We start from the raw sequence: 25,688 nt of genomic DNA on the forward strand, positions 1-25,688 counted from the left end.
TTGTCTTCCCTGGAGGTGCAGCATGGTTATCCCGCTTTTTGTCATAGCCCCGTGCGTGCACGCCTGCCTCTTGGTCGACAAGGGTACCTGCCCATGAACCGCAAACTGCGCCCCGCCTACATGGGGCTTGTGCTGGGCTGGGCGCTGATCGGCCTGGGCGTCGCCTACGAAAAACTCTGGTGCGACCCGCGCGAGCTGCTGCAGGAGCCCGCCGACCCGCAAGCCCAGCATCGCCTCAGCCGCGACGGGGTGACGGTGGAGTTCGAGGCGCGGCCATTGGCCGGCGCCCAGTTGCGCGAAGGCGACTTCGCCAACATCCGCTTCAAGGTCAGCGACCAGGCCAGCGGCCAACCGCTGTCGGGGATGGCCCCGGGGGCCTGGCTGGACCCGGCGCAGTCGGCGCCGGTGGGCGACCGTGACAGCAGCTGCAAGGCGCGGGTGGCGCTGTTCCTGAAAAGCAGCATCGGCGCCCGGCCATTGCTGGACCTGAACAGCTATTTCCTGCTGGTGCTGAACAAGGACGCCAGCCTCACGGTGATCGACCCGACGGTTTCGGTCGGCGGGGTGACCAGCACCCTGGCGCGCATCGACCTGCCGGGCCGGCCCATGGACTGGGTCGCCACCCGCGACGACCGCCATGTGTTCGTGTCCATGCCCGAACGCAACCAGGTGGCCTTGATCGACACCGAAACCTTCCGCCGTGTGGCCACCCTCGATGCCGGGGAACAGCCCCTGCGCGTGGCCCTGCAGCCGGACCAGCGCCTGCTGTGGGTGGGCAACAACAGCAGCGACCCGGGCAAGGGCGGGGTGACGGTGATCGACGTGCCCAGCCGCACCATGCTCAAGACCTTCATCACCGGCTCCGGCCACCACGAGATCGCCTTCAGCGCCGACTCGCGCTACGCCTTCGTCAGCAACCGTGACGGCGGCACCCTGAGCGTGATCGATACCGCCGCCATGCGCCTGGTGCAAACCCTCAAGGTGGGCCCGCACCCGCTGTCGGTGGCCTACTCGGCGCTGTCCCAGGCGGTGTACGTGGTCGATGGCCAGGAGGGCACGGTGCGGGTGATCGACGCCCGCAGCCACCATGTGCGCCACACGGTCCAGGCCGAACCGGGTTTGGGGCCGATGCGTTTCAGCAGCGACGGCCGTTTTGGCGTAGTGCTCAACACCCTGGAGAACCAGGCGCTGGTGATCGACGCCAGCAACGACCAACTGATCCACCGCATCCCGGTGGCCGCCGAGCCCTACCAACTGACCTTCACCAAGGGCTATGCCTACGTGCGCGGCCTGGCCTCGCCGAAAGTCAGCATGATCAACCTGGCCAGCCTCGGCCAGGGCCGCACGCCGATCGTCCAGGGCTTCGAGGCCGGCCCCGCCGCGCCGCGCCAGGCCGGCGACCTGCCGCTGGCCCAGGGAGTAAGCGTGTCGCGCGACGACAATTCGGTGTTCGTGGTCAACCCGGTGGACAACACCACCTACTTCTATGCCGAAGGCATGAACGCGCCGATGTCGGGCTACAACAACCGCGGCCACCAGGCCCGCGCGGCCATCGTCATCGACCGCAGCCTGCGCGAGGTGGCGCCGGGGGTGTACGGCTCCACGGTCAAGCTGCCGGCGGCCGGCACCTTCGATGTGGCCTTCCTGCTCAACCAGCCGCAGATCATCCACTGCTTCAGCACCGACGTGGCGGCCTTGCCGGACGCCGGCTTGCGCAAGGTGGTGCACGCCGAGTTCCTCGGCACCGAACAGCCCTTGCTGCAGCACAGCCCGTTCGTGGCCCAGGTGCGCATCCTCGGCGAGGACGGCAAGCCACGCCCGGGCCTGCGCGACCTGAGCCTGCGCTACTTCCTTGCACCGTCGTCGCTGCCGCGCAGCCTGCCGCTGACCGAAGTGGGCGAAGGCGTCTACCAGGCCTCGCTGGAGCTGGCCGAAGCCGGCGCCTGGTACCTGCATGTGCAGTCGCCCAGCCTGGGGCGCAAGTTTGCCGAAGACAACTACACCAGCCTGCGCGTGCTGCCGGCCGCCACGGCGCCTACCGCTTCCCAAGGGGAACCCAGGAGTCTGCGATGAACCCTGTCGATGCCGGAAAACTGCTTGCCCTGAGCCTGCTGCTGGCCAGCGACCTGGCCCTGGCCCACGCCGGCCATGATCACGGCGGCGCGCCCCAGGCACCGCCCGCCGCCCACCAGGAAAAAGCCAGCGTGCGCTTTGCCGATGTCGCGCTGCTGGACCAGAACGGTATGCCGGTGCGCCTGGAAAAGGACCTGGTGGGTGACCACCTGGTGGTGATGGGTTTCATCTACACCAGTTGCACCACGGTGTGCCCGGTGGTCTCGTCGATCATGGGCAAGGTCCAGCAACAGCTGGGCGGGCGGGTGGGCGAGGAGATCCGCCTGGTGTCGATCAGCGTCGACCCCCAGCGCGACGACGCCAAACGCCTGGCCGACTACGCCAAGGCGTTCCAGCGCGGCCCGGGCTGGAGCTGGCTGACCGGGTCACCCTACGCCATCACCGAGACGCTCAAAGGGCTGGGCAGTTTCAGCGCCAACCTCAGCGAGCACCCGCCACTGATCCTGGTGGGTGACGGGCGCAGTGGGCACTGGACGCGTTTCTACGGTTTCACCGACCCCAACGTGCTGATCACCGAGGTCAACCGCCTGAGCGCACGGCGGGTACATGCCAAGAGCACGGCAATCGCCGGCAAAGAGGTGCAGCCATGAGCAGCCTGAGCACACGCCGCGCCAGCATGCGCGGCTTCGACTGGGTGGTGCTGGGGGCCTGCCTGTGGATCCTCGCTTCGGTGGCGTTCGCCCATGAGGGCCATGCGCCAGCGCCGGCGCCGCAGCCGCAGCCGGCACCGCAGGCCATGGAGAGCGGTGGCGGCACCCGTGATGCGCAGACCTGGTTCACCGACACCGTGCTCAAGGACCAGAACGGCCGCGAGCTGCGCTTCTACAGCGATGTGTTGAAGGACAAGGTGGTGATGCTCAACGTGATCTTCACCCACTGCAACGACGCCTGCCCGCTGATCACCCGCAAGCTACGGGAAGTGCGCGAGGCCATGGGGCCCGAGCTGGCGGGGCAGGTGACCTTCGTTTCGGTCAGCAGCGACCCGCTCAACGACACCCCGCAAGTGCTCAAGGCCTTTGCCGAGAAGCAGGGGGTGGACGGGTCGAACTGGCTGTTTCTCACCGGTGACAAGGCCAACGTCGACCTGGTACTGGGGCGTCTGGGACAGTTTTTGCCCAGCCCCGAGCAGCACTCCACGCAGCTGATCGCCGGTGACGTGGCCGGCAAGCGCTGGAGCAAGATCCGCCCCGACGCACCGCCCGCCGCCATCGCCCAGCGCATGCAACTGCTGGCCCAACCGCTGGCGGGGCGGTGACTACCATGTACTTGCCTAACCCTGTAGGAGCGGCCTTGTGTCGCGATCAGGCGCGAAGCGGCCGTAAATCAGGCGACGCCAATCTGCCTGATATACCCCATGGCCTGTCATTGCGGCCGCTGCGCGCCCGATCGCGACACAAGGCCGCTCCTACAGGGGTGTTGTGGCTTTTGCTGTGGCTGTTATGCACCCCAGCCCTGGCCCTGGACCTCAGCGAACACGAACAAGCCGGCAAACGCCTGTACCGCGAAGGCGTCTCCAGCAGCGACGCCCAGCTGCAGGCCCGAGTCGGCGCCAGCGACATCAGCGTGCCGGCCAGCGTGCTGCCCTGCGCCAGTTGCCACGGCAACGATGGCCGTGGCCGCGCCGAGGGCGGCGTGCGCCCGCCCAGCCTGGACTGGCAGCGCCTGGCCCTGGCGCAGGGCGAGCGCGAAACCAACAGCCGGCGCTACCCGGCCTACAGCGACGCCAGCCTGGCGCGGGTGATCCGCACCGGCATCGACCCGGCCGGCAATCGCCTGGACCCGGCCATGCCGCGCTTCGAGCTGAGCCTGGCCGACCAGCGCAACCTCACCGCGTACCTCAAGCGCCTGGCCGATGAACGCGACCCGGGCGTGGAGGAGGGCGTGCTGCGCCTGGGCACCCTGCTGCCGGAAAGCGGGCCCCTGGCCGAGGCCGGGCGGGTAGTGCGGGCGGTGCTGGAGGATGGCATCGCGCAGCTCAACCAGCAGGGCGGCCTGCATGGCCGGCGCCTGCAATTGATAACGGCCGACCCCGGCTTTGACCCACCCGGCACTGCCCGGGCGCTGGACACACTGCTGGTTCAAGAGCGGGTGTTCGCCCTGATCGCACCGCTGGCGCCCTGGCTCGACAGCCGCGCGCTGGCGCAGGCCGGCGTGCCGCTGATCGGCGCCACGCCACGCGATGGCGGCAGCGTGCAGGTATTCGACCCGTTGCCCGGCCTGCCCGAGCAGTTGCTCAGTGTGGCGTTGCATGCCCGCGAGGCCCTTGGCCTGGCGCCCGATGCGCTGCAGGTGGTGTATGCCGGCGACGATCAGGCCGCTGCCGCCGCGGCCCTGCATCAACGCCTGAGCCAGCTGGGCATGCAGACACCGCCGGTACAGGCCTTCGATGGCCAGGCGGTGACGGGCGAGGGCATCCTCTACCTTGGCCGCGCCCAGGGCTTCAGTGAATTGGCCGCCGCGCTGCAGGCCCAAGGCCGCCAACCCTATCTGCTGGCCGCCTCGGCCCAGGTCGCCGGCAGCCTGCCGGGCCTGCCGGAGCAATGGTCGCAACGGCTGTTGCTGGCCTATCCCTTCGTCCCCGGCGACTGGACCGCCGAGGGCCGAGCGGCCTTGGCGGGTGTGCAGCAACGCCAGGGCCTGGATGCGCGCCAGGCCGCGTTGCAGGTCAACACGCTGTGCGCCTGGCGGCTGCTGGTCGAAGCCCTCAGGCAGGTGGGCCGCGATGCCAGCCGCGAGCAACTGGTCAACGCCCTGGAGCAACTGCATGGCGTGAACACCGGCCTGACCCCGGCATTGGGCTTCGGCCCGGGGCGGCGCCAGGGCCTGGCCGGTGCCCATGTGGTGGCGGTAAGCCTGCCGGGCCCAGGCTTCAAAGAAGTGGCGGCTTACCGCGCCGTACCCGACACCCCTTGAACGGAGGTTGCCATGCGCGTGCTGATGATGTGGCTACTGTTGCTGCTGGCCTCGACCAGCCAGGCCGATGCGCCGGCGGCGCGGGTCAATGGCGTGGAGATCGGTGTGTTGCGCCTGGAGCGTTATTTCAGCGAATACCTGGTCGCCCAGGGCCGGGCGGTGACCAGCATCCGCAACCCCAACCTGTACCAGCGCCTGCGCGAGCAGGCGCTGGACGAGCTGATCGACAAGGAACTGCTGTGGCAGGAAGCGGGGCGCCTGGGTATCGTCATCGACGACCAGCAGGTCGACGCGCACATTGCCGGGCTGCAGGCGGCGTTCGGCAGCCCGGCGCTGTTCGAGCGGCGCCTGCAGGAGGCCGGCTTCGATCGCCCAGGCTTCGCTGACTACACTCGACATGAACTGGCCGCCCAGCTGGCGTTCGCCCAGCTGACCGCGGTCGAGGAACCCACAGCTGCCGAAGTCGCGGCCTTCCACCAGGCCAATCGGCACTTGCTGCAAGGAATGCAGAACCAAAGTGATAATACGTCTGTCTTACCCGAACAAGACCAACGCCTGGCCAGGGACGCGCTCGTCGCGCAATTGCAGGCCCAGGCGCGGCAATCGGTGCGCCAACGTTTGCGCGAATCCGCTACAGTGGAGCGCCCCGACTGAGGCCGTGACGGGCAATTCCCCACTAGTGGGGGAACCCCGCAAGGCAAAGTGCCATCAGCGTCCCCGGTTGTGGGGAAGCGCCTGCACGCACGCCCCAACCACGTAAAAGATATTCAGCAAAATCAATGCTTTATTAGATTCGCGCAACAGCCCTTCATGCCTGGCACGAAGCCTGCTCAAGCCTCTACAAGGCCGCACTTCGCAGACCGGGAAACCGGGCAGTTCATGGGAGTGGACCTTGGTGAACAGAGTATTGGTAGTCGATGACGAACAGACCCTTGCGCAGAACCTGCAGGCGTATTTGCAGGCGCAAGGCCTGGAGGTCCATCTCGCCCATGACGGTGCCAGTGGTATCGAACAGGCCGAGAAGCTGGCGCCGGATGTGATTGTGCTGGATTACCGCTTGCCCGACATGGAGGGGTTTCAGGTTCTGGAGACCGTGCGCAGCCACAGGCAATGCCACTTTGTGCTGATTACCGCCCACCCTACCGTCGAGGTACGTGAGCGGGCCGCCGAACTGGGTGTGAGCCATGTGCTGTTCAAGCCGTTCCCGCTGATGGAACTGGCCCGCGTGATCTTCGACCTGATGGGCATCGAGCGCCAGCGCAGGGCCACGGATTCTCCCGCCGAGGGGTTCGTCGAACGACGCCAGAACAGGAACGATGCGTTCCCCCTGCAGTTGTACGATGGCAGCTGGGTGCTGGCCGACCGCCGACGTAATGGCGCAAGGCCCCCTGAATCTGACGACGAGCAACTGCTGACCGGGGAATAGCGGCGCCCAAGGCCCACCCGCCTGCGGCGCCGCCCCTGAGCGGAGTTGCAGGCCATGTCCCAGGCATTCGATGTGTGCAGTACCGGCCCCATCGCCGGCAAGCCGGCTCCCACAGGGAGCGTGGCGGACATGGCCTCTGTGGGAGCTGGCTTGCCAGCGATGAGGCCGGAACAGGCAACGCACACCACTCCATACCCCCGCGATCTGCTGGCCCAGGCCCGCATCCAGTCCGGCGAAGAGCGCCTGCTGGCCTGCCTGGAACGCCTGGCCGGCGACACCCCCGCCACCTTCACCCAACGCCTGGCCACCACCCTGCATTACCCGCTGCTGGGCACCCAGGCGCTGTTTGCCTGCACCCCGGCCTTCCAGCGGGTCAGCCTGGCCCAGTGCCTGAAACGCGAATTCGCCCTGGTCGAACACCAGGGTGAGTTGATCGGTGTCTTCGCCGACCCCTTCGACAGTGCCCGCCTGGCCTGGATCGATGACTGCCTGCAGGGCGCGCCGCTGTACCTGGTGCACGCCGCCGACCTGGCCGCATTCCTCGCCCGCCACGAAGAGAGCTTCCACGCCGTCGACTCGCTCGAGCACGAGGTCGAGGTCGGCGGCGAGGCCGACACCCTGCAACGGCTGTCGCTGACCAGCATCAGCGAGGACCAGAGCCGGGTGGTCAAGCTGGTCAACTCGACCCTCTACGATGCCCTCAAGCAGCATGCCAGCGACATTCACCTGGGCATGACCGGCCAGGGCCTGACCATCAAGTACCGCATCGACGGCGTGCTCAACGGCGCCGGCAAGGCCAGTGGCAATGCCTTCGCCGAGCAGGTGATCTCGCGCATCAAGGTGATGGCCGAGCTGGACATCGGCGAGAAGCGCGTGCCCCAGGACGGCCGCTTCAAGGTGGCCATCGGCGAGCGCCAGATCGACTTCCGGGTGTCGATCATGCCGAGCATCTTCGGTGAGGACGCGGTGCTGCGGGTGCTCGACAAGCAGGACCTGTCCGACAAGGTCAGTGGCGTGCAACTGCAGGCCCTGGGCTTCGAGGAGCACACCCTGCGCGCCCTGCGCCGGCTGGCCGCCGAGCCCTACGGGATGATCCTGGTCACCGGCCCCACCGGCAGCGGCAAGACCACCACGCTGTACGCCATGCTCAGCGAGATCAACCATGGCGTGGACAAGATCATCACCATCGAGGACCCGGTCGAGTACCAGCTGCCAGGGGTGCTGCAGATCCCGGTCAACGAGAAGAAAGGCCTGACCTTCGCCCGCGGCCTGCGCTCGATCCTGCGCCACGACCCGGACAAGATCCTGGTGGGCGAGATCCGCGACCCGGACACCGCGCAGATCGCCGTGCAGTCGGCGCTCACCGGCCACCTGGTGTTCACCACCATCCACGCCAACAACGTGTTCGACGTGATCGGCCGCTTCAGCCAGATGCAGGTCGACCCCTACAGCTTCGTCTCGGCGCTCAACGCTGTGCTGGCCCAGCGCCTGGTGCGCCTGGCCTGCACCCACTGCGCGGTGCCTTGCGAGGCCGACGACGAATTGCTCGCCGCCTCCGGGCTGAGCCGTGAAGGCGTGGCCGGCTGGCAGTTCGTTCGCGCCCAGGGCTGCGGCCAGTGCCGCGGCAGTGGCTACCGCGGGCGCAGCGCCATCGCTGAACTGCTGCACCTGGACGACGACCTGCGCCAGCTGATCGTCGAACGCCGCCCGCTCTCGCAGATCAAGCAACTTGCCTGTCAGCGCGGCCTGCGCCTGCTTCGCGCTTCGGCCCTGGACCTGGTCCGCACTGGCCGCACCACCCTCGAGGAGATCAACCGTGTCACATTCGTCAGCTGATCGGTATTGCGCCGTGCTCGGCGCAGAAGGTGTCGGCCTGGGTTGCTGGCACGGTAATCAACAGCCTTGGCTGGGCAGCCGCGCCTTCAGCTGCGACGCCGCGCAGCCGGCCTGGGCCGCCGCGCTGCATGCGCTCGGCGAGCTGCTGGGCGAACATCAGGTGCGCAGTGCGCCGCTGCGGGTGCTGCTGTCGGCCCGCTTCAGCCGCTTCTGCCTGGTGCCCTGGAGCGCAGCCATCGGCAGCCCGCGCGAGCTGGACGCCTACGCCCGGGCGTGCTTCGAGAACCTCTACGGCCAGGTGCTGGATGACTGGCGCATCGTGCTGTCGCCGGAGCCTGCCGGTGCCGCGCGCATTGCCACGGCACTGCCCGAGGCGCTGCTGCAAGGCCTGCAGGACCTCGGCCGGGACTACCGCCTGAGCCTGCGCTCGGTGCAGCCGTACCTGATGGCCGCCTACAACCGCTGCTCGGCGCAACTGGCCCATGGCGACTTTCTGTTCGTCCTCGCCGAACCGCGCCGCAGCGTGCTGCTGCTGGCCGCCGACGGTGCCTGGCAGCAGGTGCTGGCGCAAGGCTGCGCCGACACCGACCAGGCCTTGCAGGCGCTGATCGAGCGCACCTGCGAGCTGTATGGCGCGCAACCCCCCCAGGTGTACCTGCATGCGCCGGGGCGCCAGGTGGCCTCGACCCTCGCCGCGGTGCAGCTGTGCACGGTGGCCGGCGAGGCCGACCCGCTGTGCGCCATGTGGCGGGCGGTGGCCTGACATGCGCCGCCTCGAACTGGAATTCCAACCCCGCCACAGTGGCCCGCTGGCCTGGTCGCTGCTGGCCCTGGCCAGCGCCGTGCTGGCGGTACTGGTACTGGCCCAGCAGCAACTGGTGGGTGAACAGGCCGAACTGGAGGCTCGCGTGCACCAGCTGGAGCTCAAGCTCGGCCGCCGCCCGGCCACTGCCGCAGCGCAGAGCAGCGCGGTGATCCGCGAGCAGGCCGAGCGCCTGGCGCAGATGCGCAGCGTTTCGCAGCAACTGCAACGGCCCTGGCAGCAGCTGTTCGCCATGCTCGAGGCCATGCCCCAGGAAGACGTGGCGCTGCTCAGCCTCACCCCCGACGCCCGCAAGGGCCAGGTGCGCATCAGCGCCGAGGCTCGCAACCTCGAAGCCATGCTGCAGTACCACCAGCGCCTGGAGCGCAGCGACGAGCTGAGCGACGTGTCGTTGCTCAACCACGAAGTGGTGGCGGGGCAGGCCGAGCACCCGGTGCGTTTCAACCTCACTGCCACTTGGGAGACCGGCCATGCGCGTCCCTAGCCTGATCCTTCACGAAGCGGTGCTGCGCCTGGGCCGGGTCGGCATGGCGGCGGTACTGGTGGCAGTGCTGGCATTGGCTGTGGCCCTGGCGGTTGTGCTGCCGCAATGGCAAATGGTGCGCGAACTGCGCGCCAGCGAGGCCGACGCCAGCGTGCAGGTCAAACGCCTGGAGCGCGGCGAGCTGAAAGTGCAGGCCAAGCCCGAACAACAGGTGCTCGACGACCTGCGTCAGCAACTGCCCGGCCAACCCCAGGCCAGTGAGCTGATCGAGCGCCTGTACCACCTGGCCAGCGCCGAACGCATCAGCCTGGCACGCGGTGAGTACGCCCTGGGCGTGGACCCGAAAACCCAGCTGGCGCGCTACCAGATCGTCCTGCCGGTGCGCGGCAGCTACCCGCAGATCCGTGGCTTCCTCAAAGCGCTGCTGGCCCAGCTGCCGACCGTGGTGCTGGAAGACCTGGAGCTGCAGCGCAAGCGTATCGGCGACCGTGAGCTCAACGGCCGGGTCCGCATGACCCTTTACCTGTCGAGGTCGTGATGAACATTCAGCGTGCGGTGATGTGGGCTGGGTTTCTGGGGCTTAGCGCCGCGCTGGCGTGGGCGCCGGGGCATTGGTTCGGCCAGGAAGACGAGGTGGCCCCATTCGCGGGTAAACCCGCTCCCACAGGATCGGCGGCGCCTGCGCAACCTGTGGGAGCGGCTTTAGCCGCGAAAGGGCCAGCACAGGCTTCCAGAGATCTGTTCCCGGCCCAGCAATGGACCGCCCCGCAAGCCCTGGCCACCGTCACCGAACAACCCGTGGTCGCCCCCCCTGTGGTGGTGGCCCCCAGCGCCCCGGAGCTGCCGTTCCAGTTCGTCGGCCGGCTGGGTGACCGCGACGACCTGCAGGTGTTCCTGCAGAACGGCGAGAAGCTCTACGTCGTGCGCCAAGGCGACGTGATCGAAGACACCTACCGCCTCGACCGGGTCTCGGCCACCGAGCTGAGCCTGGTCTACCTGCCACTGCACCAGTCACAGACCCTGTCTGTCGGGAGCGCACCATGAAGCCTTCGAAGTTGTGCAAGCCTGCTCCGTTCATGCTGCTGGCCCTGTGCGTGGCCATCGCTGGATGTGGCTCCAGTGCGGTGCGCAAGGACAGCGCCGAGCTGATGAAAGAGGGGCAGTACGAGGCCGGCATCGCCCGCCTGGAAGAGGCCCTGCGCGATGACCCGCGTGACACCGAGCTGAACATCGCCCTGGCCCATGGCCGCCAGGCGGCGGTCGAGGCGCTGCTGACCCAGGCCGACAGCGACCGCATCCGCCATGACTTCGCCAGCGCCCGCATGGGCTATGGCCGGGTGCTGACCATCGAGCCGAACAACCGCCGCGCCCAGGAAGGCATCCGCCAGCTGGAGCTGATCCGCACCCTCGACGAGCGCGTGGCCCTGGGCCAGGCCGCGCTGCGCCAGGGCGACCTGTTCGGCGCCGAGCGCTACATGCGCGAAGTGCTGCGCCTGGACCCGCAGAACCAGAAGGGCATGACCCTGCGCAGCGACATCGAGAACGTCCAGGCGCGCACCGCCACGCCTTACCCGCAACTGCGCAGCAAGCTGGAGCGCCCGGTCACTCTCGAGTTTCGCGACGCCAACCTGAAGACCATCTTCGAGGTGCTGGCCCAGGTGGCCGGGATCAACTTCATCTTCGACAAGGACCTGCCCCCAGGCATGAAGGCCACCATCTTCGTGCGCGACGTGCGCATCGAGGATGCCGTGGCCCTGCTGCTGGAGCAGAACCAGCTGCGCCAGAAGATCGTCAACGACAACACCTTGCTGCTGTACCCCGACTCGCCGCAGAAGACCAAGGATTACCAGGAACTGGTGATGCGCACCTTCTACCTCACCAGCATCGACGCCAACACCGCGCTGAACATGGTCAAGACCATGCTCAAGACCCGCGACGTGTTCGTCGATGAGCGCCTCAACACCCTGACCATGCGCGACACCTCGGATGCCATACGCATGGCCGAAAAACTGCTGCAGTCGCAGGATCAGTCCAACCCCGAGGTGGTGCTGGAAGTGGAGGTGATGGAAGTGGCCACCTCGCGCATCCTCGACCTTGGCCTGCAATGGCCCAACACCTTCGGCGTGCTGAGCAACGACGGCAAGCCGGTCAGCGTGCTCGACCAGCTCAAGGGCATCGACTCCAGCCGCATCAGCATCTCGCCGGCGCCGCAGGCCAAGATCAACGCCCAGGACAAGGACATCAACACCCTGGCCAGCCCGGTGATCCGGGTCAGCAACCGTGAGCAGGCACGTATCCACATCGGTCAGCGGGTGCCGATCATCAGCGCCACCTCGGTGCCGTCCACCCAGGGGCCGGTGATCACCGAGAGCGTCACCTACCTCGATGTGGGCCTTAAGCTTGAAGTGCAGCCCACCGTGCACCTGAACAACGAGGTGGCGATCAAGGTGGCCCTGGAGGTGAGCAACGCGACCCCACTGGAGGCTACCCGCCAGGGCACCATCCCGGTCCAGGTCGACACCCGCAACGCCCAGACCAGCCTGCGCCTGCACGACGGCGAAACCCAGGTGCTGGCTGGCCTGGTGCGCAACGACCACAACGCCAGCGGCAACAAGATTCCCGGCCTTGGCGACATCCCTGGCCTGGGCCGGCTGTTCGGCAGCAACAAGGACGACATGAGCAAGTCCGAACTGGTGCTGGCGATCACCCCGCGCATCGTGCGCAACCTGCCATACCAGAGCCCGTCGGACATGGAGTTCGGCACTGGCACCGAGTCCAGCCTGCAGGTGCGCCAGATGGCGCTGCCGGTACCGAGCGAGGCGCTGCCGACCGATACGGACGCCGAACCCGCCGCCCAGGGCCAGGTGGCCGTGGTCCCGGCCCGCGTGGTGCCACGGCCATGAAACGCCGCCAGCAGGGCTTCAGCCTGATCGAGGTGGTGCTGACCCTGGCGCTGCTCGGGCTGCTCGCCAGCATGGCCGCGCCATTGGCCGAGACCATGGTGCGCCGTGGCAAGGAGCAGCAACTGCGCGAGGCGCTGTACCAGATCCGCGACGCCATCGACGCCTACAAGCGTGCCTTCGACGCCGGCTACATCGAGAAGCGCCTGGATGGCAGCGGCTACCCGCCGAACCTGCAGGTGCTGGTGGAAGGCGTGCGCGATGTGCGCAGTGCCAAGGGCGCCAAGTTCTACTTCCTGCGGCGCATCCCGCACGACCCGCTGCTGGCGGCCAAGGCCGACGACGGCGGCGCTTGGGGCCTGCGCGCCTACGACAGCAGCGCGGACAACCCCCGGGAAGGCCAGGACGTCTTCGATGTGTACTCCAAGGCCCGTGGCAAAGGCCTCAACAACATCCCGTACGGGCAATGGTGACGCCGATGAAACCCAGCAAAGGCTTCACCCTGATCGAACTGCTGGTGGTGATGGCGATCATCGCCACCCTGATGACCATCGCCATGCCGCGCTATTTCAACAGCCTCGACGCCTCGCGCGAGGCCACCCTGCGCCAGAGCCTGGCGGTACTGCGCGAGGCCCTGGACCACTATTACGGCGACACCGGGCACTACCCCGACTCGCTCGACCAACTGGTGGAGCAGCGTTACCTGCGCAACACCCCGCTGGACCCGATCAGCGAACGCCGCGATAGCTGGCAGCTGGTGCCGCCGCCCGAAGGGGTGGCTGGCGGGGTGGCGGATATCAAGAGCGGGGCCACAGGGAGGGCGCGCGATGGCAGCCTCTATGCCGAATGGTGAAGCCGGCTTCACCTACCTGGGCGTGCTGTTGCTGATTGCCGTCAGCAGCATCGCCCTGGCCGCCACCGGCACCCTGTGGGCCACCAGTGCCCAACGCGAACGCGAGCGCCAGTTGCTGTGGGTGGGCGGGCAGTACGCCCAGGCGCTGCGCAGCTACTACCGTGCCTCGCCGGGGCTGGCCCAGTACCCGCAGGAACTGGCCGACCTGCTCGAAGACAATCGCTTTCCGGCACCGCAGCGGCATATCCGCAGGCTCTACCCCGACCCGGTCGGTGGGGGCGAGGACTGGGGTGTGATGCGCTCTGTCGACGGGCGCATCACCGGGGTGTACAGCCGCTCCCAGGCCATGCCCCTCAAACGCAGCGGTTTCGATGCGCTGTGGAGTGCCTTCGAGGGCCTGGAGCACTACAGCGACTGGCAGTTCGTCGCCGAGCAGGCCTTTGCCGAAAGCGCCGCTGGTGCCCGTCAGCATGCCGGCCAGGGAGACGCGCCATGAACCGTGCGCTGCTGATGGTCGGCCTGTGCCTGGCGCTGCTGCAGGCACCGGCCTGGGCCAACGAAGAGGACGAGATGAAGGGCTTCATCGTCGACAACACCATCTCGCACATCGGCCACGACTTTTACTACTACTTTGCCGACCGCCTGCGCGCCACCAGCCGCCTGGACTTCAACCTGGTGGTGCGCGAACGCCCGGATGCCCGCTGGGGCAGCCTGGTGACCGTGGAGTTCGAACGCGAAGTGGTGTACCGGCGCTTCCTGCCACCCAACACCACGCAACTCACCGAAGAGGCCAAAGAGGCCGCCGACCTGGTCAGGCAGCAGATTGTCCAGCGCAAATTGCAACGGCTGCTGCAGGACACCACCGATCTGGAGAGGGACGAGCTATGAGCAAGTACACATCGCAACGCGTCGCGGCCTGCCTGCTGGCCGCCGGCATCGGTTGCCAGGCGCTGGCCACGGAACTGGTGTACACCCCGGTCAACCCGGCCTTCGGTGGCAACCCGTTGAACGGCACCTGGCTGCTCAACAACGCCCAGGCCCAGAACGACTATGACGACCCGGACCTGAAGGAGCGCACCAACGCCTTCAACGGCACCTCGTCACTGGAGCGTTTCACCAACCAGCTGGAGTCGCGACTGCTTGGCCAGTTGCTGGACAACATCAGCAACGGCAACACCGGCAGCATGTCCACCAATGCCTTCCTGATCGACGTCATCGACAACGCCGGGGCCCTGAGCATCAGGGTCACCGACCGTGCCACTGGCGAAGTTTCGATCATCCAGGTGAGCGGCCTGAACCCCTGAGAGGGACGGGTCTTTATTGTGGGGAGAGCACAATCATGAAACGTCTGCTGAGCACGCTGCTGTTGATCACCGCTCTGTCTGGCCTGCAAGGCTGCGGCCTGCGCGAACCGATGCCGGCCGAACAGGATTCCGAAACCCCGACCCTGACCCCTCGGGCCTCGACCTACTACGACCTGGTCAACATGCCGCGCCCACGGGGGCGGTTGATGGCCGTGGTGTATGGCTTCCGTGACCAGACCGGGCAGTACAAGCCGACCCCGGCCAGCTCGTTCTCCACCAGCGTCACCCAGGGTGCCGCGAGCATGCTGATGGACGCGCTCAATGCCAGTGGCTGGTTCGTGGTGCTGGAGCGTGAGGGGCTGCAGAACCTGCTGACCGAGCGCAAGATCATTCGTGCCTCGCAGAAGAAGGCCGACGTGCCGGAGAACATCCAGGCGGAGCTGCCGCCGTTGCAGGCGGCGAACCTGATGCTCGAAGGCGGCATCATTGCCTATGACACCAACGTGCGCAGTGGGGGCGAGGGGGCGCGGTACCTGGGTATCGATATCTCGCGTGAGTACCGGGTGGACCAGGTGACCGTGAACCTGCGGGCGGTGGATGTGCGTTCGGGGCAGGTGCTGGCGAATGTGATGACCAGCAAGACCATCTACTCGGTCGGGCGTAGTGCCGGGGTGTTCAAGTTCATCGAGTTCAAGAAGTTGCTGGAGGCGGAGGTGGGGTACACCACCAATGAGCCGGCGCAGTTGTGCGTGCTGTCGGCGATCGAGGCGGCGGTGGGGCACTTGTTGGCGCAGGGGATCGAGCGGCGGTTGTGGCAGGTAGCGGAGGCGGGGGATTCGGCGGTGGTGGACAAGTATCTGAGTCAGTATCAGCAGCCTTGAGGGGAGTTTGGTTTTTGCCTGGGGTATGTCGCTGTTGTTGTCTATATGAATAGGTGTTGCTGGAATAGTTGCTGCTTATGGAGGAGCGCCAGAAGTTGGTGTGAGCTTCTGGCGTTTCTTGATTCTGGTGGTTTATGTGTACTTGCTTCTTGCTTCTTGCTTCTTGTTTCTTTTTTGTTTTGAAAGTTGTATGCGCATTCATTTGTGATGTCGACGCTTAGTCACCTTTCCGCCCTTACGGCGGGTTACTTTTTTTCTTGGAAAAAAGTAACCAAAAACCGCTCGCTCCCATCATCCGGCCCCTACGCTGCGCTTCGGGGTCCCTTCGCTCCGGCGTCCTCCGGGCCCGCGCGGCCTCCGACTTGCTGCGCAAGTCTACATCTCGCGCCTTCGGCTAACGCCGAAGGGTGCTGCGCACCAGGGCCCTCCAGACGCCTGCGCTCAGCCTCCTGAAGTCGCGAAGTTAGGGGCGGCGCCTGGGCTGGCGTTAGCTGTCGCTAGTTGGATTGGCTGGGAACTCTGGATTGCAATCGCTGGCAAGCCAGCTCCCACAGGTTAGTGGGAATTCTCTGACTTGCGCTGTACCTGTGGGAGCCGGCTTGCCGGCGATAGGGCCCGAACAAACAACACATAAACAACAGCCAAATATAGATAGCCGTATCACTGCTCTTGATCTGTTTTTGCTTTTGCTTCTAAGCGCGCGATAGTCCAGGCAACACAAATTGCGACTTCAGGAGGCCGAGTGGAGGTGACTGGAGGGCCCTGGTGCGCAGCACCCTTCGGCGTAGCCGAAGGCGCGAGATGTAGACTTGCGCAGCAAGTCGTAGGCCGCGCGGGCCCGTAAGGCACCGGAGCGAGGGGACCCCGGAGCGCAGCGCAGGGGCCGCATGATGGGAGCGGGCGGCTTTGGTTACTTTGGCCAAGACCAAAGTAACCCGCCGTAAGGGCGGAAAGGTGACTAAAAGTCGACATCGCCGCCGAATGCGCATACATCTATCAAAACCAACACACTCAGACCCGAACGCCGAACGCCGAACGCCGAACGCCGAACGCCGAACGCGATCTAGCTCCGATAAGCCCGAACAAACACCTCAACCGCCTCCCGCACATGCACCTCCGCCTCATCCCCCGTCAGCGCCGGCGCACACCCGATCAGCAACCGGTAATCCGGCGCCCCCTTCACCAGGCAGAAGAACTGCTCCGCCGCCCGTAACGGATTATCGATCCGCAGCAACCCCCGCTGGTCGATCCCGCGCAGCAGCGCCTCCATTCCCGCGACCACCCGCTTGGGCCCGGCCTCATAGAAGTAATGCCCGAACCCCGGATCCTGGCTGCTCAAGGCAATGATCAGGCGGCTGAGCTGGACCGACTCGTCCGCGCTGATCAGCGCCTGGAACCCACGGGCGATGTTCAGCAGCACATCCATCAGCGCCGCCCCTTCCGGGTACTCGAAGATCAAATCGGGCAATTGCGCCTGGCAGGTCGCCATGACCGCCGCGCCGAACAACGTCTGCTTGTCGGTGAAGTGGCTGTAGACCGTGAGTTTCGAAACACCTGCCGCCGCAGCGACCGCATCCATGCTGGTGTTGGCATAGCCAAGGCTGAGGAACAGCGACTTGGCGGCTTGGAGGATGGCCTCGCGCTTGGCCAGATCCTTGGGCCGGCCGGGGCCGATGGGTGCGTCAGTGGGCATGTGCAATCGTTACCTGCTGGGAAAGGTGACCATCTTACCGGGTCGCGCACGATCCGGCTGTAGCGTGCGTCGCACCGTTATTATGGTTTTTCTCTGGGTAGACCGCTTCCCGGCGCGGATGCGCTGACTTAATATACTCGCCAGTATAAATATTCGATGCGCCCCTCTGCCAAAGGTCCTTCATCATGTTGCGTCGTGTGTTATCCCTCGCCTTGCCCGCTGCCCTTGTGCTGCTGGCCGCCTGCGGCCAGGAGGCCGCGCCACCTGCTGCGCCGCGCCCGGCCCTGGTGGTCCAGCCCCAGCCCGCAGGCGCGTCGGCAGACAGTTACCCCGGTGAGGTGCGTGCGCGCTTCGAGCCTGAGCTGGCGTTTCGCATCGGCGGCAAGGTGAGCAAGCGCCTGGTGGAGGAGGGGCAGCGGGTCAAGGCCGAACAGGCGCTGGCCGAACTCGATCCGCAGGACGTGCGCCTGCAACTGGAGGCCAACCGTGCCCAGGTAGCCGCTGCCGAAGCCAACCTGGCGCTGGTGCGCACCGAGCGTGAACGCTACCAGAAACTGCTCGACCGCCAGATGGTCAGCCACTCCCAATTCGATAACGCCGAAAACCTCTACCGTGCCGGCCTCGCTCGCCTGAAACAAGCCAAGGCCGAATTCGAGGTGGCCGGTAACCAGGCCGAGTACGCCGTGCTGCGTGCGCCCCAGGCCGGGGTGATCGCCAAGCGCCAGGTCGAAGTCGGCCAGGTGGTGGGTGCCGGGCAAACCGTGTTCACCCTGGCCGCTGACGGCGAGCGTGAGGTGGTGATCGGCCTGCCCGAGCAACAGTTCGCCCGCTTCAGCGTCGGCCAGGCCGTCAGCGTGGAGCTGTGGTCGCACCCCAACGCTCGGTTCGAAGGGCGTATCCGTGAGCTGTCGCCAGCCGCCGACCCGCGTTCGCGCACCTTTGCCGCACGTATCGCCTTCACCTCCGGCAACGCCCCGGCCGAACTCGGCCAGAGCGCGCGGGTGTTCATCGCCCACGCTGAAAACGCGCCGTTGGCGGTGCCGCTCTCGGCGGTCAGCGCCGAAGCCGGGCAGGCCTATGTGTGGCGGGTCGGCAAGGACAACCGGCTGGAGCGCGCGGCGGTTCGCCTGGGGCCTTATGGCGCCGACAGCGTGCCGGTGCTCGAGGGCCTGCAGGCCAGCGACTGGGTGGTCGCCGCCGGCGGCCATGTGCTGCGCGAAGGGCAACAGGTGCGGCCTGTGGACCGCAGCAACCGAGACGTGAACCTGACGGCCAAGGAGTAAGTCCCGATGGGTTTCAACCTTTCCGCCTGGGCGCTGCGCAATCGCCAGATCGTACTGTTCCTGATGATCCTGCTGGCGGCTATTGGCGCCATGTCCTACACCAAGCTCGGGCAGAGCGAGGACCCGCCCTTCACCTTCAAGGCCATGGTCATCCGCACCTTGTGGCCGGGGGCGACTGCCGAAGAAGTGTCGCGCCAGGTCACCGAGCGCATCGAGAAGAAGCTGATGGAGACCGGCGAGTACGAGAAGATCGTCTCGTTCTCCCGGCCAGGTGAATCCCAGGTCACCTTCATGGCCCGCGATTCGCTGCATTCCAAGGACATCCCCGAGCTGTGGTACCAGATCCGCAAAAAGGTCGCGGACATCAAGCACACCCTGCCGCCCGAGGTCCAGGGGCCGTTCTTCAACGATGAGTTCGGCACCACCTTCGGCAACATCTACGCATTGACCGGTGAGGGCTTCGACTACGCGGTGCTCAAGGACTACGCCGACCGTATCCAGATCCAGCTGCAGCGGGTGAAGGATGTCGGCAAGGTCGAGCTGATCGGCCTGCAGGACGAGAAAATCTGGATCGAGCTGTCCAACGTCAAGCTGGCCACCCTGGGTGTGCCGCTGGCCGCGGTGCAGCAGGCACTGCGCGAGCAGAACGCGGTGAGTACCGCCGGCTTCTTCGAGACCCCCAGCGAGCGCCTGCAACTGCGGGTCAGTGGGCGTTTCGACAGTGTCGAGCAGATCCGCCAGTTCCCCATCCGCGTGGGCGACCGCACCTTCCGCATCGGTGACGTCGCCGAAGTGCAGCGTGGCTTCAACGACCCGCCCGCGCCACGCATGCGCTTCATGGGCGAGGACGCCATCGGCCTTGCCGTGTCGATGAAGGACGGCGGTGACATCCTGGTGCTGGGCAAGGCCCTGGAGGGCGAGTTCGCCCGCCTGGCCGAAGGATTGCCGGCAGGCATGCAGTTGCGCAAGGTGTCCGACCAGCCGGCGGCGGTGAAAGCCGGTGTCGGCGAGTTCGTCCAGGTGCTGGTCGAGGCGCTGGCCATCGTCCTGCTGGTGAGCTTCTTCTCCCTGGGCCTGCGCACCGGGCTGGTGGTGGCCCTGGCGATCCCGCTGGTGCTGGCCATGACCTTCGCCCTGATGCACTACTTCGGCATCGGCCTGCATAAGATTTCGCTGGGCGCGCTGGTGCTGGCGCTGGGCCTGCTGGTGGACGACGCGATCATTGCCGTGGAGATGATGGCGATCAAGATGGAGCAGGGCTACGACCGCCTCAAGGCGGCCAGTTACGCCTGGACCAGCACGGCCTTCCCGATGCTCACCGGCACCCTGATCACGGCAGCGGGCTTCCTGCCGATCGCCACGGCGGCGTCGAGCACCGGCGAGTACACCCGCTCGATCTTCCAGGTGGTGACCATCGCCCTGCTGACCTCGTGGGTGGCGGCGGTGGTGTTTGTGCCGTACCTGGGCGAACGCCTGCTGCCGGACCTGGCCAAGCTGCATGCGGCGCGCCATGGCAGCGACGGGCATGCGCCCGACCCCTACGCCACGCCGTTCTACCAGCGCGTGCGGCGGGTGGTGGAGTGGTGCGTGCGGCGGCGCAAGACAGTCATATTGCTGACCATCGCGGCATTCGTCGGCAGCATCCTGCTGTTCCGCTTCGTGCCCCAGCAGTTCTTCCCGGCCTCCGGCCGGCCAGAGCTGATGGTCGACCTGAAGCTGGCCGAAGGTGCTTCGCTGAACAACACCGCCGAGCGGGTCAAACAGCTGGAAGCGCTGCTCAAGCAGCAGGACGGCATCGACAACTATGTGGCCTATGTCGGCACCGGCTCGCCACGCTTCTATCTGCCCCTGGACCAGCAACTGCCGGCCGCGAGCTTCGCCCAGTTCGTGGTGCTGGCCAAATCGCTGGAAGACCGTGAGCGCCTGCGCAGCTGGCTGATCGCAACCCTCGATGAGCAATTCCCCGACCTGCGCTCGCGGGTCACCCGCCTGGAAAACGGCCCGCCCGTGGGCTACCCGGTGCAGTTCCGCATCACCGGCGAGCACATCGAGAAGGTCCGTGCCCTGGCCCGCGAGGTGGCGGCCAAGGTGCGCGAGAACCCCCATGTGGTCAACGTCCACCTGGACTGGGAGGAGCCGAGCAAGGCGGTGTACCTGGACATCGACCAGGACCGCGCCCGCGCCCTGGGGGTGAGCACCGCGCACTTGTCGAGTTTCCTGCAGAGTTCGCTGACCGGCAGCACCGTCAGCCAGTACCGTGAAGACAATGAACTGATCGAGATCCTCTTGCGCGGCACCCCTGAAGAACGCCGTGAGTTGGGCAACCTCGGCAGCCTGGCGCTGCCCACCGACAACGGTCCGAGTGTGGCGCTGTCGCAGGTGGCCACGCTGGAATATGGCTTCGAGGAAGGCATCATCTGGCACCGCAATCGCCTGCCGACGGTGACCGTGCGTGCCGACATCTACGACAAGGAACAGCCGGCCACGCTGGTGAAACAGATCCAGCCGACCCTGCAGCAGATCAAGGCGGAACTGCCGGACGGCTATCTGCTGGAAGTCGGCGGCACGGTGGAGGACTCCGAGCGTGGCCAGCGTTCGGTGAATGCCGGCATGCCGCTGTTCATCGTGGTGGTGTTGAGCCTGTTGATGATCCAGCTGCGCAGCTTCTCGCGGATGTTCATGGTGTTCCTCACCGCGCCTTTGGGGCTGATCGGCGTGACCTTGTTCCTGCTGGTGTTCCGCCAGCCGTTCGGTTTCGTCGCGATGCTCGGCACCATCGCCCTGGCGGGCATGATCATGCGCAACTCGGTGATCCTGGTGGACCAGATCGAGCAGGACATTGCTGCCGGGATGGAGCGCTGGCAGGCGATCATCGAGGCCACGGTGCGGCGCTTCCGGCCGATCGTGCTGACCGCGCTGGCGGCGGTGCTGGCGATGATTCCGTTGTCGCGCAGTGTGTTCTACGGGCCGATGGCGGTGGCGATCATGGGTGGTTTGATCGTGGCCACGGTACTGACGCTGCTGTTCCTGCCGGCGTTGTATGCGGCGTGGTTCAGGGTGAGGAAGGACTGAGTCACGCACCCTGTGGGAGCGGCTTTAGCCGCGAAGCAGACGACGCGGTGAATGGCACCGGCTATGCCGGTGTTCGCGGCTAAAGCCGCTCTCACAGGTGAGTGTGACCCCTGTAGGAGCGGCCTTGTGCCGCGAACGGGCTGCGCAGCAGCCCTGAGGATTTCAGATCAGAATCACAGCGCGCCGAACACCTTCTTGGCCAGGCTGGTAGCAGCCCCGGCCGGGTTCTGGCGAATGCTTTCTTCCTGTTTGCCGATCATTTCGAACAGACCGTCCAGCGCCTTCTCGGTCACGTAGTTCTCGATGTTGGCGTCATCCTTGATCAGCCCCAGGCCCTTGGCCTGCCCGGCGAAGCTGTTGTACTGCTGGGCCAGGCCGACCTTGTCGGTGGCCTGCTTGACGATCGGCAGGAACTTGGCGCGGATCTGCTCGCGGCTGCTCTTGTTCAGGTACTGGGTAGCCGAGTCCTGACCACCGCTGAGAATGCCCTTGGCATCGGTCACGGTCATCTTCTTCACCGCATCCACGAGGATCGCCTGGGCCTGTGGCACGGCCGCTTCGGCAGCCTTGTTCATGCCGGCTTCCAGGGCTTCCACCTGATCACCCTTGCCGAACATCTTCATGGCCTTGGCGGCCTTGCCGAGGTTGCCTGGCAGCTCGATGCGCACGTCGGGGTTGTTGCTGAAGCCGCCTGGGGTGCTCAGTTGCTTGACAGCGATCTGCGTGCCTTGGGTGAGGGCGTCCTTCAGGCCGCCACTGGCGTCACTTTGCGACAGGTCGCCCAGCGACAGGGCCATGGCACTGGCCGAAAGCAGCGCGCCGGCACACAGGGTGGTGAAGCGCAGGGAGGTGCGGATCATGGATATTTCCTTATGGGCAATGTGGGGCGGGGGCTCAGCGGACCGGGTCGACCTTGATCCGCACCGGCTGCTGGTCGCTGCCGTCGAGCATCACGCCGTGGTGTTCGGTGTTGATGAACAGCAGCTTGCCGTCCAGTTCGATGCGCGCACTCACCGCGTAGCGGTGGCCGGGCTTGAGCTGGGCCGGGTCGTAGGTCAGGTGGAAGGGCAGCGGCACGTTGCCTTTGACCGGGCCATTCTGGCTGGCCAGGGTGACTGCCGGTGCGTCCATTAGCGACACGTCCTGCAGGGCCACGTTCAGGGTGGCGGCGGGCGGCAGGGCGATGCGCTGCAGGTAGAAGACTTCGCCATCGAGGCTGGCGTGGTTCGACGGGGTGTTGCTGGAGCACGCTGCAAGCAGGGTGGCGCAGCACAGGGTGAAGAGCTTTTTCATGGTATCTCCGGTGTACATGGCGCTGGCTTGTGGCCAACACCGGGGACTTTAGCGGATTTTTGCCTGGCATGCGGCTTTCGGTATGGGGCCGCTGTGCGCCCCATCGCCGGCAAGCCGGCTCCCACAGGGGAGCGATGACTCCTGTGGGAGCCGGCTTGCCGGCGATGGGCTGCGAAGCGGCCCCGGGCGCACCAAGGCCAGTTCACTCGGAGGGCGCAGGCTCCGGTGTTTCATCGCGGTGCAGCGCCACCTGGCGAATCGACAAACGCAACTCCGCCGACAGCACACGCTTGGCCACGCCTTCGGCCAGTTCGGCCAGTTTGTCGTGGTAACCCAGCTTGCCGTTGCTGTCGGGGCGTAGCACCCCTTCGCGCACCAAGGTCTGGATAAAGTGGCGGAACAGGGTCTTGTCGAAGAACTCCGGAGCGTTGAGCCCATGCAGGATCGACAGGCGCTGGGCCATCATCACGCAAAGCTCCTCCAGTTCTTCGGCAGTCAGCGTGTGCTGCCCGCTGTTGAGCAGCAACGAGGTGGCCATGTAGAAGCGCTGCAGGGTCTGAGTGATGGTGCGCGCCAGCAGCGTCAGCAGCACGAACTGCCGCGAGCTGGGGGCCGGGCGCAGGTACACGCCGTTCTCGAAGCGCAGCAGGCCTTGCTCGACCAGCGCCGCCAGCCACTGGTCGATGACCTCGTCCAGTTGCTCGGGCGCCCAACGCAGGAACAGCTCGGCCTGCAGGTACGGGTACAGCGCCTTGACGTACTGCCCAACCAGCTCGCGGCTCATGCGCGAGCTGCTGAGGAAGAAGCTCGCCAGCAGCGCTGGCAGGGCGAAGATGTGCAGGACGTTGTTGCGGTAGTAGGTCATCAGCACCGCGTTGGCTTCGTCCAGATACAGGATGCGGCCCAGCGCGTCCTTCTGCTCGGCCAGCAGGTCCATGCCCAGCACATGCTTGATCAGCGCACTGCCGTCGCCCTCGGGCAAGGTGGTGTGGGGCGAGTAGGGCACCTGGCGCAGCAAGGCCAGGTACAGGTCGAGCACACGGGTCAGGGCGCGCTCATCGAGGGCCATGCGGCTGGTCGACAGCAGCGCCAGGGCTACAAGGTTGACCGGGTTGACCGCCGCCGCTTCGTTGAGGTGTCGGGCCAGGGTTTCGCCCAGGCGCGTGGTGGTGTCGTTGAGCCAGTCCGGGCGGAACTGCGGGGCCAGTGACTGCTCGCGCCAACCGGGCTGCTGCTGGTCGAGGAAACCGGCCAGGCGGATCGGTTCGCCGAAGTTGACGTACACCTGGCCAAAGCGCTGCCTGAGGGCACCGAAGACCTTGAAGATGTCGAAGATCGACTCTTTCTTTTTGCTCGCGCCACGCAGTTCACCCAGGTAGGTGCGGCCTTCCAGCACCCGCTCATAGCCGATGTACACCGGCACGAACACGATCGGCGTACGCGACGAGCGCAGAAAACTGCGCAGGGTGATCGCCAGCATGCCGGTGCGTGGCTGCAGCATGCGGCCGGTGCGCGAACGCCCGCCCTCGACGAAATACTCCACCGGGAAACCCTTGGTGAACAGGGTGTGCAGGTATTCGTTGAATACCGCGGTGTACAGCGGGTTGCCCTTGAAGGTGCGGCGCATGAAGAAGGCACCGCCGCGGCGCAGCAGGCCGCCGATCACCGGCATGTTGAGGTTGATGCCGGCGGCGATGTGCGGTGGTGTCAGGCCATTGCGGAACAGCAGGTAGGACAGCAGCAGGTAGTCGATGTGGCTGCGGTGGCAGGGCACGTAGATCACTTCGTGGCCCGGGGCGATGCCCTGCACCTGCTCGATGTGGTTGACCTTGATGCCGTCGTAGATCTTGTTCCAGAACCAGCTGAGCACCACTTCGAGGAAGCGGATCGCGGTGTAGGTGTAGTCCGAGGCGATTTCGTTGCCGTAGTGCAGTGCCTTGGCCTCTGCCTTGGCGTAGGGGATCTTCTCGCGCTCGGCTTCGTCGCTGATGGCCTGGCGCACCAGTGGGTCGTGCACCAGGCCTTTGACCAGGTTGCGACGGTGCGAGATGTCCGGGCCGATCACCGCGGTCTTGAGATTGCGAAAGTGCACGCGCATCAGCCGTTGGGCCATGCGTACGGTGCGCTCATGGCCTTTGTTGTGGCCCACCAGCTCGCGCAGGTGGATAGGCGCGGAGAACTGCACCCGGGTCTTGCGCCCCAGAATGAGGATGCTCAGCAGCCGGCGCAGGCGCCCGGTGACCGCCCAGCTATCGGCGAACAGCAGTTTCCAGGGGCTCGACTCGCTGGACGGGGTCTGGCCCCAGAACACGCTGACCGGGATGATCTGCGCGTCCTCCTCGGCATGCTGGCTGATCGCCGCGACCAGGCGCTCCAGGGTCGGTGGCGCGCCACGTTTGTCGTGGCGGCCGAGCCAGTCCGGGTCGGGGGTCAGATAGAAGAACCCGGCAGGCTCCTGCAGCGGGCCGACCGCCACTGGCAAGACCGGGCGTGGCAGCCCCGCTTTGGTGCATTCGTGGTCGATCACGGCCAGGTCGGTCAGCGAGGGCGAGGGCAGGGCGTAGAACACCGGGCGGCTGCGGTCGAGCTTGAGGGTCAGCGAAGACTGGTTGATGGTCTCGGAGCGCACCCATAGGTACAGCACGCGGCGCAGGGCGCCGAAGATCAGGCGGCGCAGGGGGGAACGGGTCATGGGGTAGGTGCCCTGGGTGAGATGTTTCGGTGTTTTTCAGGACGTTAGTCTGCCGTATCTGCGTAAGTTCAGCAAAAATCGGCAAAAATCAGGGCTGTAATG

The 25,688-nt window shown here is 66.2% G+C and carries 24 protein-coding genes; 20 read left to right on the forward strand and 4 right to left on the reverse strand.

Annotated elements, in window-relative coordinates; all coding sequences use genetic code 11:
• Nucleotides 1-93: 93 nt before the first annotated feature.
• From ABE459_RS01695 to ABE459_RS01780, 18 genes are all read left to right on the forward strand, one after another.
• Nucleotides 94-2,073 carry a cytochrome D1 domain-containing protein gene (locus ABE459_RS01695; protein ID WP_125464459.1) on the forward strand — a complete coding sequence of 660 codons (1,980 nt, stop codon included), beginning with the start codon at nt 94-96 and terminating at the stop codon, nt 2,071-2,073.
• Nucleotides 2,070-2,723 (forward strand): SCO family protein, encoded by a 654-nt coding sequence (locus ABE459_RS01700; RefSeq protein WP_323831712.1) that lies wholly within the window; start codon nt 2,070-2,072, stop codon nt 2,721-2,723. Before ABE459_RS01695 ends, ABE459_RS01700 begins: the two co-directional genes overlap by 4 nt.
• Entirely contained in the window at nt 2,720-3,388 is a 669-nt protein-coding gene (locus tag ABE459_RS01705; protein WP_323831710.1) for an SCO family protein, read from the forward strand. The genes ABE459_RS01700 and ABE459_RS01705 overlap by 4 nt, the downstream gene beginning before the upstream one ends.
• Nucleotides 3,389-3,546: 158 nt before the next feature.
• Nucleotides 3,547-5,046, forward strand: coding sequence for an ABC transporter substrate-binding protein (locus ABE459_RS01710; RefSeq protein WP_323831708.1), 1,500 nt, complete (start codon nt 3,547-3,549; stop codon nt 5,044-5,046).
• A 12-nt stretch (nt 5,047-5,058) separates the two neighbouring features.
• On the forward strand, nt 5,059-5,700 hold the full coding sequence (locus ABE459_RS01715) for a SurA N-terminal domain-containing protein (RefSeq protein WP_323831706.1): 642 nt from the start codon (nt 5,059-5,061) through the stop codon (nt 5,698-5,700).
• Between the two features lie 238 nt (nt 5,701-5,938).
• Nucleotides 5,939-6,472 carry a response regulator gene (locus tag ABE459_RS01720; protein WP_189654477.1) on the forward strand — a complete coding sequence of 178 codons (534 nt, stop codon included), beginning with the start codon at nt 5,939-5,941 and terminating at the stop codon, nt 6,470-6,472.
• Between the two features lie 159 nt (nt 6,473-6,631).
• Entirely contained in the window at nt 6,632-8,308 is a 1,677-nt protein-coding gene (locus ABE459_RS01725; RefSeq protein WP_323831704.1) for a GspE/PulE family protein, read from the forward strand.
• A complete protein-coding gene (locus ABE459_RS01730; protein WP_125464452.1) occupies nt 8,289-9,071 on the forward strand; it encodes a hypothetical protein in 783 nt (260 codons plus the stop codon). Before ABE459_RS01725 ends, ABE459_RS01730 begins: the two co-directional genes overlap by 20 nt.
• 1 nt (nt 9,072) lies before the next feature.
• Nucleotides 9,073-9,615, forward strand: a complete 543-nt coding sequence (locus ABE459_RS01735; RefSeq protein ID WP_323831701.1) for a PilN domain-containing protein — start codon at nt 9,073-9,075, stop codon at nt 9,613-9,615.
• Nucleotides 9,602-10,153, forward strand: coding sequence for a type 4a pilus biogenesis protein PilO (gene pilO, locus ABE459_RS01740; RefSeq protein ID WP_125464450.1), 552 nt, complete (start codon nt 9,602-9,604; stop codon nt 10,151-10,153). Before ABE459_RS01735 ends, pilO begins: the two co-directional genes overlap by 14 nt.
• Nucleotides 10,153-10,659, forward strand: coding sequence for a hypothetical protein (locus ABE459_RS01745; RefSeq protein ID WP_323831698.1), 507 nt, complete (start codon nt 10,153-10,155; stop codon nt 10,657-10,659). The genes pilO and ABE459_RS01745 overlap by 1 nt, the downstream gene beginning before the upstream one ends.
• On the forward strand, nt 10,656-12,518 hold the full coding sequence (locus tag ABE459_RS01750; protein WP_125464448.1) for a secretin N-terminal domain-containing protein: 1,863 nt from the start codon (nt 10,656-10,658) through the stop codon (nt 12,516-12,518). The genes ABE459_RS01745 and ABE459_RS01750 overlap by 4 nt, the downstream gene beginning before the upstream one ends.
• A complete protein-coding gene (locus ABE459_RS01755) occupies nt 12,515-12,988 on the forward strand; it encodes a type II secretion system protein (RefSeq protein ID WP_125464447.1) in 474 nt (157 codons plus the stop codon). Before ABE459_RS01750 ends, ABE459_RS01755 begins: the two co-directional genes overlap by 4 nt.
• Before the next feature lie 5 nt (nt 12,989-12,993).
• Complete coding sequence (locus ABE459_RS01760; protein WP_110996319.1) at nt 12,994-13,368, forward strand: type II secretion system protein; 375 nt, start codon at nt 12,994-12,996, stop codon at nt 13,366-13,368.
• Entirely contained in the window at nt 13,343-13,864 is a 522-nt protein-coding gene (locus ABE459_RS01765; RefSeq protein ID WP_125464446.1) for a type II secretion system protein, read from the forward strand. The genes ABE459_RS01760 and ABE459_RS01765 overlap by 26 nt, the downstream gene beginning before the upstream one ends.
• Nucleotides 13,861-14,256 carry a curli production assembly/transport protein CsgE gene (gene csgE, locus ABE459_RS01770; RefSeq protein ID WP_125464445.1) on the forward strand — a complete coding sequence of 132 codons (396 nt, stop codon included), beginning with the start codon at nt 13,861-13,863 and terminating at the stop codon, nt 14,254-14,256. Before ABE459_RS01765 ends, csgE begins: the two co-directional genes overlap by 4 nt.
• On the forward strand, nt 14,253-14,672 hold the full coding sequence (locus ABE459_RS01775) for a curli assembly protein CsgF (protein WP_125464444.1): 420 nt from the start codon (nt 14,253-14,255) through the stop codon (nt 14,670-14,672). Before csgE ends, ABE459_RS01775 begins: the two co-directional genes overlap by 4 nt.
• 35 nt (nt 14,673-14,707) lie before the next feature.
• Nucleotides 14,708-15,553: a CsgG/HfaB family protein gene (locus ABE459_RS01780; protein ID WP_125464443.1), complete on the forward strand. Its 846-nt coding sequence runs from the start codon at nt 14,708-14,710 to the stop codon at nt 15,551-15,553.
• Nucleotides 15,554-16,616: 1,063 nt separating this feature from the next.
• On the opposite strand, the gene ABE459_RS01785 is transcribed toward ABE459_RS01780, so the two are convergent.
• Nucleotides 16,617-17,246, reverse strand: a complete 630-nt coding sequence (locus tag ABE459_RS01785; RefSeq protein WP_110992449.1) for a TetR/AcrR family transcriptional regulator — start codon at nt 17,244-17,246, stop codon at nt 16,617-16,619.
• 185 nt (nt 17,247-17,431) lie between these two features.
• Between ABE459_RS01785 and ABE459_RS01790 the strand changes: the two genes are divergently transcribed.
• Nucleotides 17,432-18,529, forward strand: coding sequence for an efflux RND transporter periplasmic adaptor subunit (locus ABE459_RS01790; RefSeq protein ID WP_258704964.1), 1,098 nt, complete (start codon nt 17,432-17,434; stop codon nt 18,527-18,529).
• 6 nt (nt 18,530-18,535) lie between these two features.
• A complete protein-coding gene (locus ABE459_RS01795) occupies nt 18,536-21,601 on the forward strand; it encodes an efflux RND transporter permease subunit (RefSeq protein WP_323830241.1) in 3,066 nt (1,021 codons plus the stop codon).
• A gap of 173 nt (nt 21,602-21,774) precedes the next feature.
• Here the strand turns inward: ABE459_RS01795 and ABE459_RS01800 are convergent, their stop codons facing one another.
• The 3 genes from ABE459_RS01800 to plsB form a co-directional block, all read right to left on the reverse strand.
• On the reverse strand, nt 21,775-22,461 hold the full coding sequence (locus ABE459_RS01800) for a DUF4197 domain-containing protein (protein ID WP_323830240.1): 687 nt from the start codon (nt 22,459-22,461) through the stop codon (nt 21,775-21,777).
• Between the two features lie 34 nt (nt 22,462-22,495).
• On the reverse strand, nt 22,496-22,894 hold the full coding sequence (locus ABE459_RS01805; RefSeq protein ID WP_323830239.1) for a YbaY family lipoprotein: 399 nt from the start codon (nt 22,892-22,894) through the stop codon (nt 22,496-22,498).
• Nucleotides 22,895-23,096: 202 nt separating this feature from the next.
• Nucleotides 23,097-25,586: a glycerol-3-phosphate 1-O-acyltransferase PlsB gene (gene plsB / locus ABE459_RS01810; protein WP_323830238.1), complete on the reverse strand. Its 2,490-nt coding sequence runs from the start codon at nt 25,584-25,586 to the stop codon at nt 23,097-23,099.
• Between the last annotated feature and the right edge of the window lie 102 nt (nt 25,587-25,688).

Source organism: Pseudomonas sp. TWI923 (assembly GCF_039673365.1).
GTDB lineage: Bacteria > Pseudomonadota > Gammaproteobacteria > Pseudomonadales > Pseudomonadaceae > Aquipseudomonas > Aquipseudomonas sichuanensis.

Excerpts from the sequence above, each read along its gene's own strand:
- ABE459_RS01695 (WP_125464459.1), top strand. The coding sequence starts at position 94 with ATGAACCGCAAACTGCGCCCCGCCTACATGGGGCTTGTGCTGGGCTGG.
- ABE459_RS01700 (WP_323831712.1), top strand. The coding sequence starts at position 2,070 with ATGAACCCTGTCGATGCCGGAAAACTGCTTGCCCTGAGCCTGCTGCTG.
- ABE459_RS01705 (WP_323831710.1), top strand. The coding sequence starts at position 2,720 with ATGAGCAGCCTGAGCACACGCCGCGCCAGCATGCGCGGCTTCGACTGG.
- ABE459_RS01715 (WP_323831706.1), top strand. The coding sequence starts at position 5,059 with ATGCGCGTGCTGATGATGTGGCTACTGTTGCTGCTGGCCTCGACCAGC.
- ABE459_RS01725 (WP_323831704.1), top strand. The coding sequence starts at position 6,632 with ATGAGGCCGGAACAGGCAACGCACACCACTCCATACCCCCGCGATCTG.
- ABE459_RS01735 (WP_323831701.1), top strand. The coding sequence starts at position 9,073 with ATGCGCCGCCTCGAACTGGAATTCCAACCCCGCCACAGTGGCCCGCTG.
- pilO (WP_125464450.1), top strand. The coding sequence starts at position 9,602 with ATGCGCGTCCCTAGCCTGATCCTTCACGAAGCGGTGCTGCGCCTGGGC.
- ABE459_RS01745 (WP_323831698.1), top strand. The coding sequence starts at position 10,153 with ATGAACATTCAGCGTGCGGTGATGTGGGCTGGGTTTCTGGGGCTTAGC.
- ABE459_RS01750 (WP_125464448.1), top strand. The coding sequence starts at position 10,656 with ATGAAGCCTTCGAAGTTGTGCAAGCCTGCTCCGTTCATGCTGCTGGCC.
- ABE459_RS01755 (WP_125464447.1), top strand. The coding sequence starts at position 12,515 with ATGAAACGCCGCCAGCAGGGCTTCAGCCTGATCGAGGTGGTGCTGACC.
- ABE459_RS01760 (WP_110996319.1), top strand. The coding sequence starts at position 12,994 with ATGAAACCCAGCAAAGGCTTCACCCTGATCGAACTGCTGGTGGTGATG.
- ABE459_RS01765 (WP_125464446.1), top strand. The coding sequence starts at position 13,343 with ATGGCAGCCTCTATGCCGAATGGTGAAGCCGGCTTCACCTACCTGGGC.
- csgE (WP_125464445.1), top strand. The coding sequence starts at position 13,861 with ATGAACCGTGCGCTGCTGATGGTCGGCCTGTGCCTGGCGCTGCTGCAG.
- ABE459_RS01775 (WP_125464444.1), top strand. The coding sequence starts at position 14,253 with ATGAGCAAGTACACATCGCAACGCGTCGCGGCCTGCCTGCTGGCCGCC.
- ABE459_RS01780 (WP_125464443.1), top strand. The coding sequence starts at position 14,708 with ATGAAACGTCTGCTGAGCACGCTGCTGTTGATCACCGCTCTGTCTGGC.
- ABE459_RS01785 (WP_110992449.1), bottom strand. The coding sequence starts at position 17,246 with ATGCCCACTGACGCACCCATCGGCCCCGGCCGGCCCAAGGATCTGGCC.
- ABE459_RS01790 (WP_258704964.1), top strand. The coding sequence starts at position 17,432 with ATGTTGCGTCGTGTGTTATCCCTCGCCTTGCCCGCTGCCCTTGTGCTG.
- ABE459_RS01795 (WP_323830241.1), top strand. The coding sequence starts at position 18,536 with ATGGGTTTCAACCTTTCCGCCTGGGCGCTGCGCAATCGCCAGATCGTA.
- ABE459_RS01800 (WP_323830240.1), bottom strand. The coding sequence starts at position 22,461 with ATGATCCGCACCTCCCTGCGCTTCACCACCCTGTGTGCCGGCGCGCTG.
- ABE459_RS01805 (WP_323830239.1), bottom strand. The coding sequence starts at position 22,894 with ATGAAAAAGCTCTTCACCCTGTGCTGCGCCACCCTGCTTGCAGCGTGC.
- plsB (WP_323830238.1), bottom strand. The coding sequence starts at position 25,586 with ATGACCCGTTCCCCCCTGCGCCGCCTGATCTTCGGCGCCCTGCGCCGC.